The sequence below is a fragment of the Pseudaquabacterium pictum genome (assembly GCF_005403045.1).
Lineage (GTDB): Bacteria > Pseudomonadota > Gammaproteobacteria > Burkholderiales > Burkholderiaceae_C > Pseudaquabacterium > Pseudaquabacterium pictum.
In genome coordinates this window covers 210652-228582 of record NZ_BJCL01000004.1, presented here as the reverse complement: position 1 = coordinate 228582, position 17931 = coordinate 210652, and the positions used below count along the sequence as shown (strand labels likewise).

General features: G+C 72.3%; 16 protein-coding genes. 8 read left to right on the top strand and 8 right to left on the bottom strand.

The window, feature by feature from the left end:
* The first annotated feature begins 32 nt into the window (after positions 1 to 32).
* The gene (locus FFT10_RS10565) at positions 33 to 1004 is read left to right on the top strand and encodes a LysR family transcriptional regulator (RefSeq protein WP_162520761.1); all 972 of its coding nucleotides are present in this window, start codon (positions 33 to 35) and stop codon (positions 1002 to 1004) included.
* Here the strand turns inward: FFT10_RS10565 and FFT10_RS10560 are convergent.
* Positions 996 to 2195 (bottom strand): MFS transporter, encoded by a 1200-nt coding sequence (locus tag FFT10_RS10560; protein WP_137732784.1) that lies wholly within the window; start codon positions 2193 to 2195, stop codon positions 996 to 998. The genes FFT10_RS10565 and FFT10_RS10560 overlap by 9 nt on opposite strands.
* 143 nt (positions 2196 to 2338) lie before the next feature.
* Between FFT10_RS10560 and FFT10_RS10555 the strand changes: the two genes are divergently transcribed.
* Positions 2339 to 3481 (top strand): ATP-binding protein, encoded by a 1143-nt coding sequence (locus FFT10_RS10555; protein WP_137732783.1) that lies wholly within the window; start codon positions 2339 to 2341, stop codon positions 3479 to 3481.
* An 11-nt stretch (positions 3482 to 3492) separates the two neighbouring features.
* Here the strand turns inward: FFT10_RS10555 and FFT10_RS10550 are convergent, their stop codons facing one another.
* Positions 3493 to 4548, bottom strand: coding sequence for a phosphotransferase family protein (locus FFT10_RS10550; RefSeq protein WP_137732782.1), 1056 nt, complete (start codon positions 4546 to 4548; stop codon positions 3493 to 3495).
* Positions 4545 to 5474, bottom strand: coding sequence for an SMP-30/gluconolactonase/LRE family protein (locus tag FFT10_RS10545; RefSeq protein WP_174246094.1), 930 nt, complete (start codon positions 5472 to 5474; stop codon positions 4545 to 4547). The genes FFT10_RS10550 and FFT10_RS10545 overlap by 4 nt, the downstream gene beginning before the upstream one ends.
* A 286-nt stretch (positions 5475 to 5760) precedes the next feature.
* Between FFT10_RS10545 and FFT10_RS10540 the strand changes: the two genes are divergently transcribed.
* The gene (locus FFT10_RS10540) at positions 5761 to 7428 is read left to right on the top strand and encodes a diguanylate cyclase (RefSeq protein ID WP_162520760.1); all 1668 of its coding nucleotides are present in this window, start codon (positions 5761 to 5763) and stop codon (positions 7426 to 7428) included.
* Here the strand turns inward: FFT10_RS10540 and FFT10_RS10535 are convergent.
* The 3 genes from FFT10_RS10535 to FFT10_RS10525 all read right to left on the bottom strand — a co-directional run bounded on the left by FFT10_RS10535 (position 7415) and on the right by FFT10_RS10525 (position 10428).
* Positions 7415 to 8953, bottom strand: coding sequence for an acetyl-CoA acetyltransferase (locus tag FFT10_RS10535; protein WP_137732780.1), 1539 nt, complete (start codon positions 8951 to 8953; stop codon positions 7415 to 7417). The genes FFT10_RS10540 and FFT10_RS10535 overlap by 14 nt on opposite strands.
* A complete protein-coding gene (locus FFT10_RS10530) occupies positions 8950 to 9729 on the bottom strand; it encodes an enoyl-CoA hydratase-related protein (protein WP_137732779.1) in 780 nt (259 codons plus the stop codon). Before FFT10_RS10530 ends, FFT10_RS10535 begins: the two co-directional genes overlap by 4 nt.
* A 93-nt stretch (positions 9730 to 9822) precedes the next feature.
* A complete protein-coding gene (locus tag FFT10_RS10525; RefSeq protein WP_162520759.1) occupies positions 9823 to 10428 on the bottom strand; it encodes a PEP-CTERM sorting domain-containing protein in 606 nt (201 codons plus the stop codon).
* 175 nt (positions 10429 to 10603) lie between these two features.
* Between FFT10_RS10525 and FFT10_RS10520 the strand changes: the two genes are divergently transcribed.
* The 5 genes from FFT10_RS10520 to FFT10_RS10500 all read left to right on the top strand — a co-directional run bounded on the left by FFT10_RS10520 (position 10604) and on the right by FFT10_RS10500 (position 15849).
* A complete protein-coding gene (locus tag FFT10_RS10520) occupies positions 10604 to 12139 on the top strand; it encodes a DUF4331 domain-containing protein (RefSeq protein WP_137732777.1) in 1536 nt (511 codons plus the stop codon).
* A gap of 23 nt (positions 12140 to 12162) precedes the next feature.
* Positions 12163 to 12438, top strand: a complete 276-nt coding sequence (locus FFT10_RS10515) for a hypothetical protein (RefSeq protein ID WP_137732776.1) — start codon at positions 12163 to 12165, stop codon at positions 12436 to 12438.
* 198 nt (positions 12439 to 12636) lie between these two features.
* Positions 12637 to 14181, top strand: a complete 1545-nt coding sequence (locus tag FFT10_RS10510) for a DUF4331 domain-containing protein (RefSeq protein ID WP_137732775.1) — start codon at positions 12637 to 12639, stop codon at positions 14179 to 14181.
* 23 nt (positions 14182 to 14204) lie between these two features.
* Positions 14205 to 14480, top strand: a complete 276-nt coding sequence (locus FFT10_RS10505; protein ID WP_137732774.1) for a hypothetical protein — start codon at positions 14205 to 14207, stop codon at positions 14478 to 14480.
* A gap of 40 nt (positions 14481 to 14520) precedes the next feature.
* Positions 14521 to 15849, top strand: a complete 1329-nt coding sequence (locus tag FFT10_RS10500; protein WP_137732773.1) for a lytic murein transglycosylase — start codon at positions 14521 to 14523, stop codon at positions 15847 to 15849.
* A gap of 24 nt (positions 15850 to 15873) precedes the next feature.
* Here the strand turns inward: FFT10_RS10500 and FFT10_RS10495 are convergent, their stop codons facing one another.
* Positions 15874 to 16722, bottom strand: coding sequence for a DUF4198 domain-containing protein (locus FFT10_RS10495; RefSeq protein ID WP_162520758.1), 849 nt, complete (start codon positions 16720 to 16722; stop codon positions 15874 to 15876).
* A 40-nt stretch (positions 16723 to 16762) separates the two neighbouring features.
* Complete coding sequence (locus tag FFT10_RS10490) at positions 16763 to 17911, bottom strand: alanine racemase (protein ID WP_373282498.1); 1149 nt, start codon at positions 17909 to 17911, stop codon at positions 16763 to 16765.
* Positions 17912 to 17931: the final 20 nt, after the last annotated feature.

Here is a 17931-nt window from a genome sequence, read left to right as displayed (position 1 = left end):
CGGCACCGCCACGTTCACTGGATCCGCACGCCATGTTCGCGGACGGCGCCCTGCCCGCGCTGGGCGAGGCCGACTGGCGGTTGGTGCAGGTCTTCGTGGCGGTGGTGGCGGCCGGCGGCTTCTCGGCCGCGGCGGCGGCGCTGCGGGTCGATCTGTCGACCGTCAGCAAGCAGATGGCCGCGCTGGAGGCCCGCCTGGGCCTGCGGCTGGCCGAGCGCGGCCGCGGCGGCTTCCGCCTCACGGCCGACGGCCGCCAGCTGCATGCGCTGGCCCTGCCGCTGCTGGCGGCCATGCGCAGCTTCGACAGCGGCGTGGCCGCCCTGGGCCAGGCGCCGCCTCCGCTGCTGCGCCTGGGCGTGGTGGACGCGCTGATGAGCCTGACCACGCTGGCCGGCAACAACCTGCTGGCCGACATGCTGGCCGGCTGCAGCCACGCCATGCCGGGCCTGCAGCTGCGCATCAGCGCGCTGCGGCCGCTGCAGATCGAGCGCGACATCCTGGCCGGGCAGCTGGACGCTGGCGTGATCGGCGCCCGCGCGGCAGCGCCTGGCCTGCAGCAGTTGCCGCTGTACAGCGAGCCCAACAGCCTGTGGGTGGCGCCGGGCCACCCCTGGCACGACGACGCTGCCGCCGCGCGCAGCCTGCAGGCGCTGGCCCAGCTGCCCTTCGTGGCCGATCCCTACGGCGACGATGTGCCCGAGCCGCTGCGCAGCGCCTGGCGCCAGGCCCGGCCGTCGGCACAGGCCGACAGCCTGGAGGGCGTGGCCCTGCTGGTGCTGACCGGTTGCCATGCCGGCGTGCTGCCCGACCACCTGGTCGCGCAGTCGCAGGCGCTGCGCAGCCTGCGCCGGGTGTGGCCCGACGGGCTGTCGTTCCAGCAGGACATCGTGCTCACCTGCCGCGCCGGCAAGGTGGATGCGGTGGTGCGCCAGTTGCTGCGGCAGCTGCCCGGGCACCGCCCGGCGGTGCGGCATGCGGCCGGCCGGCCGACGCGGTCAGGCTGATGCGCGGGTGGCCGGCACCGCCCGCCAGGTCAGCACGCAGCCCAGCAGCGCCACCGCCAGCAGCACGCCGGCCAGGCCGCGCAGGCCGGCCTGGTCGAACAGCCAGCCGCCGGCCGCCGGTCCGCCGGCCGTGCCCATGGTGTAGGCGGTGACCAGCAGCCCCATCGCCTTGACCAGGCCGCTGCCGCGCAGGTGGTGCCCCAGCGCGATGACGACCAGCGTGTAGACCGCCCCGCCCGCGCCGCCGATCACGAAGCCGGCGCCCCACAGCAGCCCGTGGTGCTCGGCGCCGGCCACCAGGGCCGCCAGGCTGGCCACCACCAGCAGCCAGGCCAGCGCCATGGCCCGGCCCATGCCGGTGCGGTCGGCCAGTAGGCCGAACGGGCTCTGCAGCAGCGCGCTGCCGGCGCCGATCACCGCGCCCAGCGTTGCCGCGGCGGCCATGCTGAAGTCCAGCCGCATCGCGATCGACGGCAGCAGGGACGAGATGCCGCTCTCCATCAGGCCGCTCAGCGCCGCCAGCATGACCAGCGGCAGGGCCACCGCCCGCCAGTCGCCGCCGGGGTCTGGCGTGGTGGCATCGCCAGTCGCCACCGTGTCGTGCATGGCCAGACGCGGTGCCCGTAGCAGCGCCAGCGAGACCCCCAGCGCCACCAGCATCAGGCCGGTGCCCAGCACGATGGGTGGTGCCTGCAGCCACAGCGCCAGCGGGACCAGGGCCGGGCCGGCCATCAGCCCCAGGCCCACGGCCGTCTCGAACAGGCCGACGTAGAGGCCGCGCCGCGCCGGCGGTGCAGCTTCGGCCAGCCAGCTCTCGCCAGCCACCCACACCAGCCCGCCGCCGATGCCCAGCACCACCGCCGCCGGCAGCCAGGCGTCGTAGCGCTGGTGCAGTGCCATCGAGCCCATGCTGACCAGGGACACCACCATCGCCCCGACGAAGACCCGGCCATGGCCATGCCGCGCGATCCAGGCATGGGCCCGCAGGCTGGCCGCCAGGATGCCCAGCCACAGCGCCGACACCAGCACGCCCACGCGCAGCGCGCTGGCGCCGCGCTCGGTGAGCGTGAGGGCGATCGACGTGATGGTGGCGAATTCCCCGGCGACGAACAGGAAGTACACCGCCGGGATCAGCCACAGCACCGGGTTGGCGGGCGGTTCGGCAGCGCGGCCGGGGGCAGAGGAAGGCATGGCGGGACGGCGGTGGGTCGGCGGCGCATTCTGGCCAGAACCGGTGACAGCCGTGCCCGCAGCGCCGTGTTGGCCTGCTGCGCACTATAGACAACTATAATTGCCTGTAATGCCAACCTGCGGCTGCCCGCCGCGACCCCGCCGTGACCATCTTCCCCCGCCAGGCCCTGGCCGACGACCTGGCCGCCCGGCTGCTGGCGGCGCCGGCCACCTCGGCCTCGGGCTCCGGCCTGTTCCTGGCCGCGCCGCGGCGCACCGGCAAGAGTACCTTCCTGCGGGAAGACCTGCGCCCCGCACTGGCCCGGCGCGGCGCCGTCGTCATCTATGCCGACCTGTGGGCCGACAAGACGGCCGACCCCGGCGACGTGATCGTCGCGGCCATCCGCGCGGCCCTGGCCCAGCGCGAGGGTGTGGTCACCCGGCTGGCGCGCAGCAGCGGGCTGGACAAGGTCAGCGTCGGCGGCCTGGCCTTCTCGCTGGACCGGGTGGGTCTGGCCCAGGGGGTGAGCCTCAGCGCCGCGCTGGCGGCGCTGTCCGACGAGGCCCAGGCGATGACGGTGCTGATCGTCGACGAAGCCCAGCATGCCATCACCAGCGAGGCCGGCGCGAATGCGCTGTTCGCGCTGAAGGCCGCGCGCGACGAGCTCAATTCCAGCGCCCACCACGGCCTGCGGGTGGTGGCCACCGGCTCCAACCGCGACAAGCTGGCCATGCTGCGGAACAGCAAGGACCAGGCCTTCTTCGGCGCGCCGCTGGTCAACTTTCCGCCGCTGGGGCCCGACTACATCGCCTGGTTCATCAGCCACCTGCCGTTCCGGCAGGAACTGGACGCGGACCAGGTCTACCAGTGGTTCAGCGCGGCGGCCTTCCGGCCGGAGATCCTGGGCGGCGCGGTCGATGCGTTGCTGTATGACCTGGCCGTGCGCCCCGGCCAGTTTGCCCAGCGCCTGCACCAGCTGATCCAGGAACAGGTGCGTGCCAGCAATCACGAGGCCTTGCGCGTGGTGCACAGCCTGACGCCGCTGCAGTCGGCTGTGCTGCGGGTGCTGGCCGCCAGTGGCGCCGGCTATGCGCCGTTCGAGGCGCAGACCATGGACCGCTACCGCGCCACGCTGGCCACCATCGCGCCCGATGCCAAGGTCGAGCCCGAGACCAACAACGTCCAGCAGGCCCTGGTGGCGCTGCAGGACAAGGCCCTGGTCTGGAAGGCCGCCCGCGGCGTCTATGCGCTGGAAGACAGCTTCCTGGCCGAGCTGATGCAGCAGGCCGGCATGCTGCCGGCCTGAGGCTGCGCGCGTCAGCGGTCCAGGATGGCGCAGGCCGTGCTGGCGAGGTGGTGGGTGTGGCTGTTGTCGCGCGAGGCCGGCGCATTGCCGATGCCCACCAGGTTGCGCTTGAACACGCCCTGGCCGATGGACGCCAGCCGGAACATCGAGAACGCCAGGTAGACGTTGAAGCCGGGGATGCTGGCCCGCCCGGTGCGCCGGCAATAGGCGGCCACGTACGCGTCCTCGTCGGGGATGCCGGCGGCGCGGAAGTCCAGGCCCTTGAGCGTGCCCCAGCTCTCGCTGTCGGAGTGGTAGAGGATGCAGCCGTAGGCGATGTCGGCCAGCGGATGGCCCAGGGTGGACAGCTCCCAGTCGAGCACCGCGATCACCCGCGGCTCGGTGGGGTGGAACATCACGTTCTCCAGCCGGTAGTCGCCGTGGGCGATGGCGGTCTCGTCACCGGGCGGGATGCGGCCTGGCAGCTCGGCCATCAGCCGTTCCATCGCCGGGATCGTCTCGGTCTCGGCGCCGCGGTACTGCTTGATCCAGCGGTCGATCTGGCGCTGGAAGTAGTTGCCGGGCCGGCCGTAGTCGGCCAGGCCGATGGCGGCCACATCGACCTGGTGCAGCCGCGCCAGCGTGGCGTTGAGGTCGTCGTAGATGGCGGCACGTTCGGCGGGCGCCATGCCGGGCAGCCGGGCATCGCGGAAGATGCGGCCTTCCAGGAAGTCCATCACGTAGAAGGCGGTGCCGATGACCGACGCATCGTCGCAGTAGGCCCGCACCCGCGGCACCGGGAAGCCGATGCCGCCCAGCGCCTGCATCACACGGAACTCGCGGTCCACCTGGTGGGCGCTGGCCAGCAACGTGCCGGGCGGCTTCTTGCGCAGCACCCAGCGCCGGGTGCCGGCGCTCAGCAGGTAGGTGGGGTTGGACGCGCCGCGCTGGAACTGCTGCAGCTGCAGCGGCTCGGCCGGGTTGTCGACATGGGCGCGGAACCAGGCTTCCAGCGCCGGCTGGTCGAGTTGCTGGTTGCTGCGCACCGCGCCGATGGACGGCGCGCCGGGATCGGTGGTCGTGGTCATGCGTTGAAGTGCAGGGGCAGGCCGGGGATCGGCCAGTCGTCGATGGCGATCAGCTTGCCGGTGCCCGACAGCGTGACATACGCGGTGCGCAGCCCCGGGCCGCCGAAGCACAGGTTGGTGGTCATGCGGTCGGGCAGCGGCACATGGCTGACCAGCCGACCGTCGGGCGAGACGATGCTGATGCCGCCGTGCATCAGCGTGGCCACGCAGATGTTGCCCAGCGCGTCCACCGCCAGCGAATCGAAGCGCTGCAGCCCCCCGCCCGGCGATGCGGTGAGCAGACGCCCGCCATTGGGCGATGGCCAGGCGTGCTTCTGCACCTGGCCCGGGGCGGTGATGTCGTAGGCCCAGAGCCGGGCGCCGGCGGTCTCGGCGTAGTACAGGGTCTGGCCGTCGGGCGACAGGCCCACGCCGTTGGGCGTGAGCAGCGGCCGTGCCACCACGTGGGCCGCGCGGCCGTCGGCATGGCCGTAGTGCACCGCGCCCATGTCCATGTCGAACTCTCGGCCCTTGCCCAGGTCGGTGAAGTAGAAGCCGCCCTGGGCATCGAAGACGATGTCGTTGGGGCCGCGCAGCGCGCGCCCTTCCACGCTGTCACAGACCCGCTCGGCCTGGCCGGTGACCAGGTTCACACGCTCGATGCGGCCGCCGGAGTAGTCGTCGGCCTGGGCCACCGGGCGCAGGCAGCCGTCGGCCTCGGTGTGCCAGCGGAAGCCGCCGTTGTTGCAGACATAGACCGCGCCGTCGGGCCCGATGGCCGCACCATTGGGGCCGCCGCCGAGGTCGGCCACGACATGGATGCGGCCGTCCGGCGTCACCCGGCTCAGCGTGCCTCGGGCGATCTCGACGACCAGCACCGAGCCGTCGGACAAGGCCACCGGGCCCTCGGGGAACTGCAGGCCGCTGGCGATTTCACGCACCTTCATCGGGCTCTCCTCCAGGTTGGATCGGCCAGCATAGACCCGGGCCCGGGTGCGGCGGCGTATGGCAGGTGACAGCGCGGTGCGGTGCACCGCCCGGCGCCGGCAGAATGCAGCCATCACGCCAGGACAGGCACGAAAGGGCAGCGAGTTGCATGCGGTGGGTGGATGGACGGGCAGGCTCAGGGCCGGTGGTGGCCGCGGCAGCCTGCATCGGTGGTGGTGCTGGTTCCTGCTGCTGATCCTTGGCTGGCTGCTGGGCGGCACTGCGTGGGCGCAGGCCGCACCGGCCGTGCCGGCAGTGCTCGACGACGCCGCGGGCGTGGTGCCGCTGTGGCCGGCGGTGCGCTGGCTGCCCGACGCTGACGGCCGGCTCGACCTGGCCGGCGCGCACCAGCGGCTGCGGCAGTTCAGCCAGCCGCCCACGCAGCCGGGCACGCTCGGCCTGCAGCGCGGTGCGGTCTGGCTGGCGGTGCCGCTGCGGGTGCCGGCCAGCTCGGACGGGCAGTGGATCCTGGAATCCGACCATGCCTCGGTGCAGCACCTGTCCTACCACCTGCTGGATGCCCGTGGCGCGGTGCTGGCCGCCGGCCAGATCGGCGCGCTGGAGCGGCTGAGCGCCCGCGTGCCCACCGCCCGGCTGACGCTGCCGGCCGGGCAGGACCTGGTGCTGCTGCTGCGCGCGCGATCGGAGGCGCCGCTGATCCTGCCGCTGCGCATGAGCAAGCCCGGCCCCTACATCGACAACACGCTGGCTGCGCAATCCCTGCAGGCGCTGCTGGCCGGCTTGAGCCTGGCCCTGCTGGCCTACAGCCTGGGCCAGGCCTGGTGGCACCGCGACAGCCTGCACCTGAAGTACGCCTTCATGGTGGCCTGTTCGCTGACCGTGTCGCTGGCGCAGTTCGGCCTGGCAGCGCAGTTCCTGTGGCCGGGCCATGCCTGGGCGTTGCGCCATGGCGCCGGCATGGCCGCGCTGCTGGCGCAGTGCGCCAGCTTCCTCTACACCGAGGCGGTGCTGCGCGACCAGGCCGGCTGGCGCGGCTTCAGCACCACGATGCGGCTGGGTGCCGCGGTGATGCTGGCCACGGCGCTGCTGTTCGCGGTGGACGCCATCGGCATCGCCGGGGTCAGCGCGGTGGCCGGCACGGTGGGCATGCTGCCGGCGCTGCTGGCGCTGTCGCGGGCCTGGTCGCGGGTGCGGCTGGGCGATGCCACCGGCGTGTACCTGTTGCTGGCCTGGCTGGGCTACTACCTGGGTGTGTTCACCTTGATGGGCGTGTCCTACGGCCGGTTGCCGGCGCAGCCGCTGACCCTGCATGCCTTCCAGATCGCCGCGGTGCTGGACCTGCTGCTGTTCCTGCAGGTGGTGGTGCTGCGCCAGCGCGAGCGCCTGGCCCGCGCCGAGCATGCGGCCCGCGAGGCCGGCCACCTGCGCAACCTGGCCGAGACCGACCCGCTGACGCTGCTGCCCAACCGCCGCGGGCTGGATGCGGTGGTGCAGGAATCGTTGGCCCGCGCCCGGCCGGGCCACGGCCTGGCGGTCTACATGATCGACCTGGATGGCTTCAAGGCCGTCAACGACGCCCATGGCCATGCGGTGGGCGACCGGCTGCTGGCCGCGCTGGCCGACCGGCTGCGCAGCCGCATCCGCCCGGGCGATGTGCTGGCACGGCTGGGCGGCGATGAATTCGTGCTGGTGGCCGAGGGCCTGCACCACCCTGCCCAGGCGCAGGCCCTGGGCCGCAACCTGGTCGATGCACTGGCCACGCCGCTGCTGCCCGAGCGGGCCGACCTGCCGCTGGGCCTGACCGCCGGCTGCGCCTATGTGGAGCAGCCCGAGCCGCTGGAATCGCTGCTGCGCCGTGCCGACCAGGCGATGTACCGCGGCAAGCAGGCCGGCCGCGGCCGGGTGGAGGTCGACACTGGCCCGGCGACCGCTCCGCCGCTCAGGCCGGCGTGAAGCGGTTGATGCGGCCGTCGTTGGCCACCTGGCCACGGCGGCCGAGGAAGTCCTCGGTCTGCATGGCCTGCCACAGCGCCGCATCGGCCGGCGTGTTGGCGATGAAGCGGCTGCCGTCGCCCAGACGGCCGATCACCACCGCGTTGACCGGGCCCTGGCCGTCGTGGCTGACGGTGTAGCTCTCCACCGTGGCCGCGCCGTCGGCCAGCTCGACCAGCGGTGGACGCGGGATCGCATCCAGCCGGGCCTGCAGCAGCGCCGGATCGGCCGGCGCGAACGGCCGCGCCGGCGGCTCGGTGCTGTAGATGCCGGCCGAGTGCTTGGTCAGGTAGTTGCCGTTGGCCGTCACCAGGCCCTTGACGCCGGGGCGGGCCCGCACCCGCTGCACCATCTCGGCGATGCTGTGGGTCACGTAGTTGTTGCCCGGCCCGCCGAAGTACGGCAGCCCGCCGGTGACGGTGAGGCCACGCGGGTCGTCCTGGGCCAGGCCCAGCGCGTCGCAGGCCACTTCCACCGCGCTGGCGAAGCAGCTGTAGATGTCGAGCACGCCGATGTCGGCCAGCGTGCAGCCGGCCATGTCGAAGGCCTGGGCGAAGACCTGCTGCATCGCCGGTGAGGAATGCAGATCCCGCCGTTCGGTGACATGCCAGTGGTCGTGGCCGTCGGCGCAGCCGTGCAGGTAGACCCACTTGTCGGGCGGAATGCCGAGCGACCGGGCCTTGGCCACGCTGGTCATGGCCACCGCCGCGCCCTGGTCGATGAAGGCATTGGCGCTCATCAGCCGGGTGTACGGGTGGGCGATGAACTTGTTGTCGGCTGCCGGCGTGCTGATCTGCGCCGCGCCGTAGCCGGCACGCCGGTCGGCCAGCGGGTTGGCGGCGGCCACCGCGGCAAAGCGCGCCAGCAGCGTGCCGATGGCCGCCTGGTGATCGGCCACGCTGCGGCCCAGCCGGCCGCGGATGGCATGCTCGAACATCGGGTACATGGTGATCGCCGCGCGCGCGCCATGGCGGTCTTCCAGGTCCGACCAGCCGCGGCGCGACACGCCCCAGGTGTGGTGCGTGCCGCCCAGGTCCTCGGCCCAGTCGAGCGCCACGCCCTGGCGCTGCGCCGCCTTCTGCGTGGACAGCGCCTCGGCGCCGACGACCATGGCCGCCTCCACCTCGCCGCGGGTGATGGCCTCGCCCAGCCGGTTCAGGCAGTACTGCGGCATGTTGCCGCCGGGCCAGGTGTAGACATGCTGGCGCACGTGGTCCGCGCCGAGGCGCCGCGCCACGCTGACCGGCGGATTCGTCTGCTTGCCGAAGGGGCTGACGAAGCGCGGGCTGGTGTCGGCGAACAGGCGGATCACCGTCAGCTGGTCCAGCGCGGCGAGCAGCGCCGGGCCGGCGCCGCTGTCCTCGGCCGCTGCCTTGGCCGCAGCGGCCATCAGGTCCAGCGGGCCCATCGCGGCCCGCGGGTCTGGTTCGCGCTGGGTGATCTGGCCGACGCCGACCAGCACCGGCAGCCGGTCCTGCCAGCTCATTTGCCCGTCCAGCGCGGGGCGCGCTTCTCGATGAAGGCGCGCGGGCCTTCCTTGAAGTCCTCGCTGGTCATGTTGGCGGCCTGGGCGGTCTGCGAGACGGCCATCAGCTCGGCATCGCTCAGGTCCTGCGACTGGCGGGCGACGCTCAGGCTGTGGCGCACCGACACCGGCGCGTTCACGGTGATGCGCGCGGCCAGTGCCTGGGCGGTGGCCAGCAGCTGGTCCCGCGGCGCCAGCGCATTGACCATGCCCAGCGCATGCGCACGTTCGGCGGGGATGGGGTCGCCGGTCAGGATCATCTCCAGCGCCACCGCCTGCGGCAGCGCGCGCGGCAGGCGGTACAGGCCGCCGGCCGACGCGATCAGGCCGCGCTTGACCTCGGGCAGGCCGAAGCGGGATTCGGGCACGGCCACACGCAGATCACAGGCCAGGGCCAGCTCGCAGCCGCCGGCCAGTGCCGGGCCGTTGACCGCGGCGATCCAGGGCTTGCTGCGCGGCGCGGTCACGAAACCGGCAAAGCCGCCGCGCTCGGTGCGCAGCAGGTGGCCGTTGCCGCTGGACACCGCCTTCAGGTCGGCGCCGGCGCTGAAGGCGTCGTTGCCCACGCCGGTGAGGATCACCACCCAGCAGTCGACATCGGCCTCGGTCTGGGTGATGGCGGCATCCAGCCCGGCGGCCACGTCGCCATTGACGGCATTGCGGGCCTCGGGCCGGTTGATGGTGACCAGGGTGACATGGTCGGGCAGCTTCTCGATCAGCACGGCGGGGGCGGTCATGGGCGGGCGTTCCTCGGGTCTTGGATGGACCGGGCATCGTAAGCAGCCCCCCGCTGCGCGCCCATCGTCCGATCCGACGAGGGGCGCCAGCCGTCAGCGCTGCAGGCGTTGCGGCGCTTCGCGGCGGCGCTGCAGCACCACCAGCAGGCCCAGTGCACCGGCCAGCAGCGGCAGGGAGCCCGGTTCGGGCACGGCGAAGACGAGCAGGCCGTCTTCCAGGTAGTTGTCGAGCGTTCCGGCCGGGTCGTAGGTCAGGAACGACAGCCCGAAGCCGTTGGCGCCGGCGAAGTCACCGGTGCCACCGCGGATGGTGTAGTCCAGCGCCAGCTGCCCGCCCAGGTTGAACAGGTCGGCATCGGTGGTGCTGCCGGTCACCTGGCCGAACAGCGTGGCGCCCAGATCGGTGCTGCGGGTGAACTCGAACTGGCCGCTCAGCATCCGCGTCAGCGCATCGAATTGGAAGGACACCACGCTGACGAAGTCCAGCGGGACGGCCACGCCCGGGTCAGGGGTCTGCACCACCGATCCGACCCAGCCGCCTTCGCCGGTGCTGGCATCGAACAGCACCGCATTGCCGCTGCCGGCAAAGGGTGCAAACACCAAGGGGCCCGCCTGCGCGGCAGGTGCCAGGGCGAACCAGGGCAGCGCAGCCAGGGTGGCGGTGCGCAGGAAGCGGGTGATGGCAGGCAGTGGGTGCATGGCGGATCTCCAGTTGGGTTCCCGCGATACGTGCCCGCCCGCGGATCGGATGCAACTGCAGCACGCATCGCACGACAAAAGAATTTTGCCGGGCTTTGCATCCGGGGCTGCATCCGCTGCCGGACGGACCGCGTAAGTGGGGGTTCTCGCCACCCTTCCACCTTGAGGAAATCCCATGACCAAGCCCTTCTTCGCCCTGACGCCGCTGATGGCTGCGCTGCTGCTGGCCGCTGCCGGCCCTGTGGGCGCGTCCAGCCACCGCGAGGCGCCGTTCATCACCACCAGTCCCAAGGTGGACGCCAGCGACTTCTACATGTTCCGCAGCTACGAGGCTGGCCGCTCCGACTACGTGACGCTGATCGCCAACTACCAGCCGCTGCAGGATGCCTACGGCGGCCCGAACTACTTCGCGATGGATCCGAATGCGCTGTACGAGATCCATGTCGACAACAACGGTGATGCCAAGGAAGACCTGACCTTCCAGTTCCGCTTCACCAACACCCTGGCCAACGCCGGCGCCGGCGTGACGCTGCCCATCGGCGGCAAGAACGTGGCCATTCCGTTGGTGCAGGCCGGCCAGGTGGCCAATGTGCGTGATGCCAGTCTGAACCTGGCCGAGCGCTTCAGCCTGACCGTGGTGCGTGGTGACCGCCGCACCGGCACGGCCAGCATGGCCACCAACGCCAGCGGCGGCGCCACGCAGTTCGACAAGCCGGTCGACAACATCGGCGTGAAGACCATTCCCGACTACGCCGGCTACGCTGCCAAGCACATCCACACCGTCAACATCCCCGGCTGCGCCATGCCGGCCAAGGTGTTCGTCGGCCAGCGGCAGGATCCGTTCGCCGTCAACCTGGGCACCATCTTCGACCTGGTCAACGCACCGGTGAACGTCATCACCAACCCGGCGCTGATCAATGCCGCGCCCAACACCATCGGCGACAAGAACGTCACCGCGCTGGCGCTGGAGGTGCACAAGAGCTGCCTGACCAATGGCGACGACGTGATCGGCGGCTGGACCAGTGCCAGCCTGCGCCAGGCGCGGCTGCTGAACCCGATGCCGCCGTCCGGCCACCAGGCCAGCGAGAAGCCCGGCGGCGCCTGGGTGCAGGTCTCGCGCCTGGGCATGCCCCTGGTCAACGAGGTGGTGATCGGCCTGAAGGACAAGGACAAGTTCAACGCCTCGGTGCCCGGCGGCGACGGCCAGTTCATCGACTACGTGACCAACCCCACGCTGCCGGCGCTGCTGGAGATTGCGCTGGCCCTGCCGAACATTGCGCCGACGAACTTCCCGCGCAACGACCTGGTCACCACCTTCCTGACCGGCATCACCGGCGTGAACAAGCCGAAGAACGTGGTCGGCGCCGAGATGCTGCGGCTGAACACCGCGATCCCGGCGGTTCCTTTTGCGCAGCAGAACCGGCTGGGCATCGTCGGCAACATCCTGGCCGGTGGCAGCGACAACGCCGGCTACCCCAATGGCCGCCGGCCGAAGGACGACGTGGTCGACATCTCGCTGGTGGCGGTGATGGGCGGCCTGTGCGTGGCCAACGGCACCACCAACGCGCTGGGCTTCGGCACCGACTGCACGCCGGCCAAGGTGCCGCTGGGGGCCACCGCCTTCTCGCTGCACGACGCGGTCGACCAGGCTGTGGTGCCGCTGCTGTCGGGCTTCCCGTACCTGAACACCCCGCTGCCGGGCAGCAAGTGATGCACACCCAGGAGAACCACGCCATGCAACGCCTGATTCGCCTGGGGGTGGCCGCTGCGGCGGCTGCCCTGCTCGCCGCCTGCGGCGGCGGCAGCAATGACCACCCGGAGACGCCCGCGCCGCCCACCACGCCGACGGACACCGTGCCCGACAGCGCCACTGCCTCGGTGCGCGCCTACACCGAGTTCACCGCCCAGTTGGCCACCAGCGCCGCCACCAGCGAGACCGCGGCGCCGTTGATGTTGAACGCGGCATCCGCGCCGCTGAGCGACACCGACAGCCCGCTGCCGGTGCACTGAGCCGGTCCCTGGCGCCCCCGCCAACCTTGACCCCAGCGTGTTGGCGGGGATGCGACCTAGTTCACGGAAATGCGCGGGATACGACCCCCTTGAATTAGGGGGGGGTCGATTAGATTCCCCGCACCCCGGATCAGCAGTCGAAGGGGCTGCGCAGTCACCTCACCACGTCCCTACCACTTGCTCCTCCGAGGACTTGTCATGACCAAGCCGTCGTTCGCGTTCACCCCTTTGCTGGCTGCCCTGCTGATGGCAGCCGTCGGCCCCGTCGGTGCGTCCAGCCACCGCGAAGCGCCGTTCATCACCACCGTGCCCAAGGTGGACGCGACGGATTTCTACATGTTCCGCAGCTATGAAGCCGGCCGCGACGACCATGTGACGCTGATCGCGAACTACGTGCCGCTGCAGGACGCCTACGGCGGCCCGAACTACTTCGCGATGGATCCGAATGCGCTGTACGAGATCCATGTCGACAACAACGGTGATGCCAAGGAAGACCTGACCTTCCAGTTCCGCTTCACCAACACCCTGGCCAACGCCGGCGCCGGCGTGACGCTGCCCATCGGCGGCAAGAACGTGGCCATCCCGCTGATCCAGGCCGGCCAGGTGGCGAACGTGCGCGATGCCAGCCTGAACCTGTCCGAGAAGTTCACCCTGACAGTGGTGCGCGGCGACCGCCGCACCGGCACGGCCAGTCTGGCCACCAACGCCAGCGGCGGCGCCACCCAGTTCGACAAGCCGGTCGACAACATCGGCGTGAAGACCATTCCCGACTACGCCGGCTACGCCGCCAAGCACATCCACACCGTCAACATTCCCGGCTGCGCCATGCCGGCCAAGGTGTTCGTCGGCCAGCGGCAGGATCCGTTCGCCGTCAACCTGGGCACCATCTTCGACCTGGTCAACGCACCCGTGGGTGTGATCACCAACCCGGAGCTGATCAATGCCGCGCCCAACACCATCGGCGACAAGAACGTCACCACGCTGGCCCTGGAGGTGCACAAGAGCTGCCTGAAGGCCGGCGAGACCGGCGATGACGTGATCGGCGGCTGGACCACCGCCAGCCTGCGCCAGGCGCGGCTGCTGAACCCGCGGCCCGCGTCGGCCCACCAGGCCAGTGAAAAGCCCGGCGGCGCCTGGGTGCAGGTCTCGCGCCTGGGCATGCCCCTGGTCAACGAGGTGGTGATCGGCCTGAAGGACAAGGACAAGTTCAACGCCTCGGCCCCCACGGGCGACGGCCAGTTCATCGACTACGTGACCAACCCCACCCTGCCGGCGCTGCTGGAGATTGCGCTGGCCCTGCCGAACATCGCGCCGACGAACTTCCCGCGCAACGACCTGGTCACCACCTTCCTGACCGGCATCGCCGGCGTGAACCAGCCAAGGAACGTGGTCGGCGCCGAGATGCTGCGGCTGAACACCGCCATCCCGCCGGTGGCCTTTGCCCAGCAGAACCGGCTGGGCATCGTCGGCAACATCCTGGCCGGTGGCAACGACAACGCCGGCTACCCCAACGGCCGCCGGCCGAAGGACGACGTGGTCGACATCTCGCTGGTGGCGGTGATGGGCGGCCTGTGCGTGGCCAACGGCACCACCAACGCGCTGGGCTTCGGCACCGACTGCACGCCGGCCAAGGTGCCGCTGAGCAGCACCGCGTTCTCGCTGCATGACGCGGTCGACCAGGCCGTGGTGACGCTGCTGCCGGGCTTCCCGTACCTGAACACCCCGCTGCCGGGCAGCAAGTGATGCACACCCAGGAGAACCACGCCATGCAACGCCTGATTCGCCTGGGGGTGGCCGCTGCGGCGGCTGCCCTGCTCGCCGCCTGCGGCGGCGGCAGCAATGACCACCCGGAGACGCCCGCGCCGCCCACCACGCCGACGGACACCGTGCCCGACAGCGCCACCGCCTCCGTGCGCGCCTACACCGAGTTCGCCGCCCAGCTGGTCGCCAACACCGCGAACAGCGAGACCGCGGCGCCGCTGATGCTGAATGCGGCCTCGGCGCCGCTCAGCGAGATCGACAGCCCGCTGCCGGTGGACTGACCGCGGCGGCCCGCTGCGGCGGGCACGGGACAATCGCGGCATGCCCTGCACCGCCGCCCCAACCTGTGCCCGCCTGCGGCTGACCAGCCTGGGCCTGGCGGCCCTGCTGCTGGCCGCCTGCGCCACCGCACCCGATCCAGCACCCCATCCGGCACCCGGCCGGACGCCGCCGGCGCCAACCGGCGCTGCGCCGGTCACGGCCGCGGTGCTGCCCCCGGCCATGCCGCCGGAAGCGGCCGCGCAGCCGGCCGCATTCAGCGCCTGGGTGCGCGACTTCGCCGCCACAGCCCGTGCCGCCGGCATTGCCGACGACACCCTGCGCAGCGCCCTGGCCGATGTGCGCCACATTCCGCGGGTGGTGGCGCTGGACCGCGCCCAACCCGAGTTCAACCGCACGGTCTGGGACTACCTGGACCGCAGCGTCAGCGCCCGGCGCGTGGCCGGCGGCCAGGCCCGGCTGGCCCAGCTGCGCCCCGAGGCCGATGCCGCCGCCGCCCGGTACGGCGTGCCCGCCGAGGTGCTGGTGGCCATCTGGGGCATGGAGAGCGACTACGGCGCCAACACCGGCGATCTGCCGACCATCGACGCGCTGGCCACGCTGGGCTTCGACGGCCGGCGCGCCGACTGGGCGCGCAGCCAGCTGATCGCCGCGCTGCGCATCCTGCAGCAGGGCGACATCCCGCGCGCGCGCATGGTCGGCTCCTGGGCCGGGGCCATGGGCCAGACGCAGTTCCTGCCGACCAGCTTCCTGGCCCATGCGGTCGACGCCGACGGCGATGGCCGGCGCGACATCTGGGGCAGCCTGCCCGATGTGCTGGCATCCACCGCCAACTTCCTGGCCCACGCCGGCTGGCAGGCCGGCGAGCCCTGGGGCGCCGAGGTGCGGCTGCCGCCCGGCTTCGACGCCGGCCGCGCCGATGCCAGCGTGCGGCAGCCGGCCAGCCAGTGGGCGGCCGAGGGCCTGCAGGCCGTGGACGGCCAACCGCTGCCGGTCCTGGCCGATGCGATGGTGCTGCTGCCGGCCGGCGTGCGCGGGCCGGCCTTCCTGGTGGGTGCCAATTTCCGGGCGCTGCTGCGCTACAACAATGCCACCAGCTATGCGCTGGCGGTCGGCCTGCTGTCGCAGGCCCTGGCCGGCGGCCCCGGCGTGCAGGCCGCCTGGCCGCGTGAGCAACCGGCGCTCAGCCGGGCCCAGGTGCTGGCGCTGCAGACCGCGCTGAACGCCCGCGGCTTCGACAGCGGCACGCCCGACGGCCTGCTGGGCCCGGCCACGCGGGCGGCGCTGCGTGGCTTGCAGCGCAGCATCGGCATGCCGGCCGACGGGCACCCCACGCTGGACTTGCTGCAGCGCCTGACTGCCGCGCCGTGACGGCGCAGCACGCGGCCGGGTTGCTCAGCGCCGCGGCAGCGCCTCGAGGTGCAGGCTGACGAAGCGGCTGTCCCAGCCGTCGGCAGCGGTGGCCGAGGGGCCAAGGTCGACGCCGGTCAGCAGCCAGCGTGCGGCCAGCGGCAGCGTCAGCGTGACCCAGCCGTCGGCATCGCTGCGGTGCCACAGCGTCACCGGGCTGGTGTCGTTGCGCAGCGCCAGCGGCAGGCCGGCCAGCGGCGCGCCGTCGCGCAACAGCCGCACCCGCAGGCTGTCGCCGGCGCGCAGCGGGCCGGCCGGCATGTCGGCCTGCAGGTCCAGCCCGGGCGCGCCGTCCGCCTGCCCGGGCAGGCCGCCAGTGGCGGCGCCAGGCGTGGCGGCGGGCAGCTCGATGCGGGCGTTCTTCACATACCGCTCCTGCCAGCGCACGCCGCGCGCCTGCAGCGCGGCCCAGCGCTCACGCACCGCCGGCAGCGCGCGGATCTCGTCGAGGTAGAGCTGGACGATGCGGTCGTCCAGGTCGACGGCCAGCGGCTTCGCCTGCAGCCAGCAGCTCAGCCGGGTGCCGGCATCCTGCGCTGCGGCGGCGCGCAGCAGCACCGCGTCATCCCGGTAGGCCAGCCATTGCAACGGGCCGGTGGACGTGGCGGCGCTGCCGCGGGCGTGGCAGCCGCTGGCCTGGATCAGGGCCTTGTCCAGCGCGGTTTCCTGGCGCGGGAAGCGGTCGCCGGTGCCCAGCGCCAGCACCAGCTCACCTGCGGGCCCGGGGGGCTGCGGCGCAAACCAGGTGTCGTGGGCCTGGGCCGCGCCGGCGAGGGTGAGCAGCAACAGCGCCAGCCAATGGCGCCGGGGTCTTGGCAGGGAGGTGGCGGTCATGGTCTCGGTTACGCAGGCAGGCAGGGACCGGATGCACCGGCTACCAGTGGTTCCAGCGCGGCCAGTCGGCCAGCGTGCCGTCGCGCTGCAGCGCGTGGTAGCCGGCAAACTGCGCCGCGGTGGCGCAGGCATGGTTGGGCAGGATGCGCAAGCGCGTGCCCACCGGCAGCGCCTGCACCACATCGGCCGGGGCCGCGCCCGCGCCGGGCTTGGCGGCGTCGAAGCCGACGATGCCGTGCTCCTGGTTGGCGCCGGACATCACCCAGCCGGGCAGCAGGCGGCCGTCGGCGTCACAGACCTGGCCGTAGCCGTAGTCGCAGGCCTGGGACTGGGTGCCGCGGTCGCGGCTCATCGCCATCCAGCCGGCGTCGACCAGGGCCCAGCCGCGCTCGGCCTGGTGGCCGATCACCGTGGCCAGCACGCTCAGCGCGATGTCGTCGGCGCTGCACACGCCCACGTTGGCCATCACCAGGTCCATGAAGGCATAGACGCCGGCACGCACCTCGGTCACGCCGTGCAGCCGGGTGGCCGACAGCGCGGTGGGCGTGGAGCCCACGCTCACCACCGGGCAGGGCAGGCCGGCGGCGCGCAGGCGCTCGGCGGCGCGCACGCAGCCGGCACGTTCCTGCTCGGCCATGGCCTGCAGCGCGGCGGGGGTGTTGCATTGGTAGCTGGCGCCGGCATGGGTCAGCACGCCCGCCAGGCAGCCGCTGGCGTGCAGGGCGCGGCCCAGGTCCAGCAGCAGGCCGGACTCGGGCGCCACGCCGCTGCGGTGCTGGTCGGTGTCGATCTCGATCAGCACCGGGATGGCCTCGCCCTGCACTTGGCAGAAGCTGCCGATGGCCTGCGCGCTGGCCAGGTTGTCGGTCAGGATGGTCAGCTGCGCGCCCTGGCGGCGCAGCGCCAGCACCTGCGGCAGCTTGGCCGGCGCGATGCCCACTGCGTAGGTGATGTCGGTGATGCCTGCGGCGAGGCACTGCTGCGCCTCCTTCAGCGTCGACACGGTGACGCCCTGCGCGCCCAGCGCCAGCTGCTGCTGCACCACCGCCAGGCACTTGCTGGTCTTGATGTGCGGACGCAGGGCGACGCCCAGGGCACTGATGCGCTGCTGCATGTGCGCCAGGTTGTGCTGCAGGCGTGCCACGTCCAGCACGGCGGCGGGCGTGTCGAGGATGTCGAGGGGGTGCATGGCCGGGATTGTCGCCATGC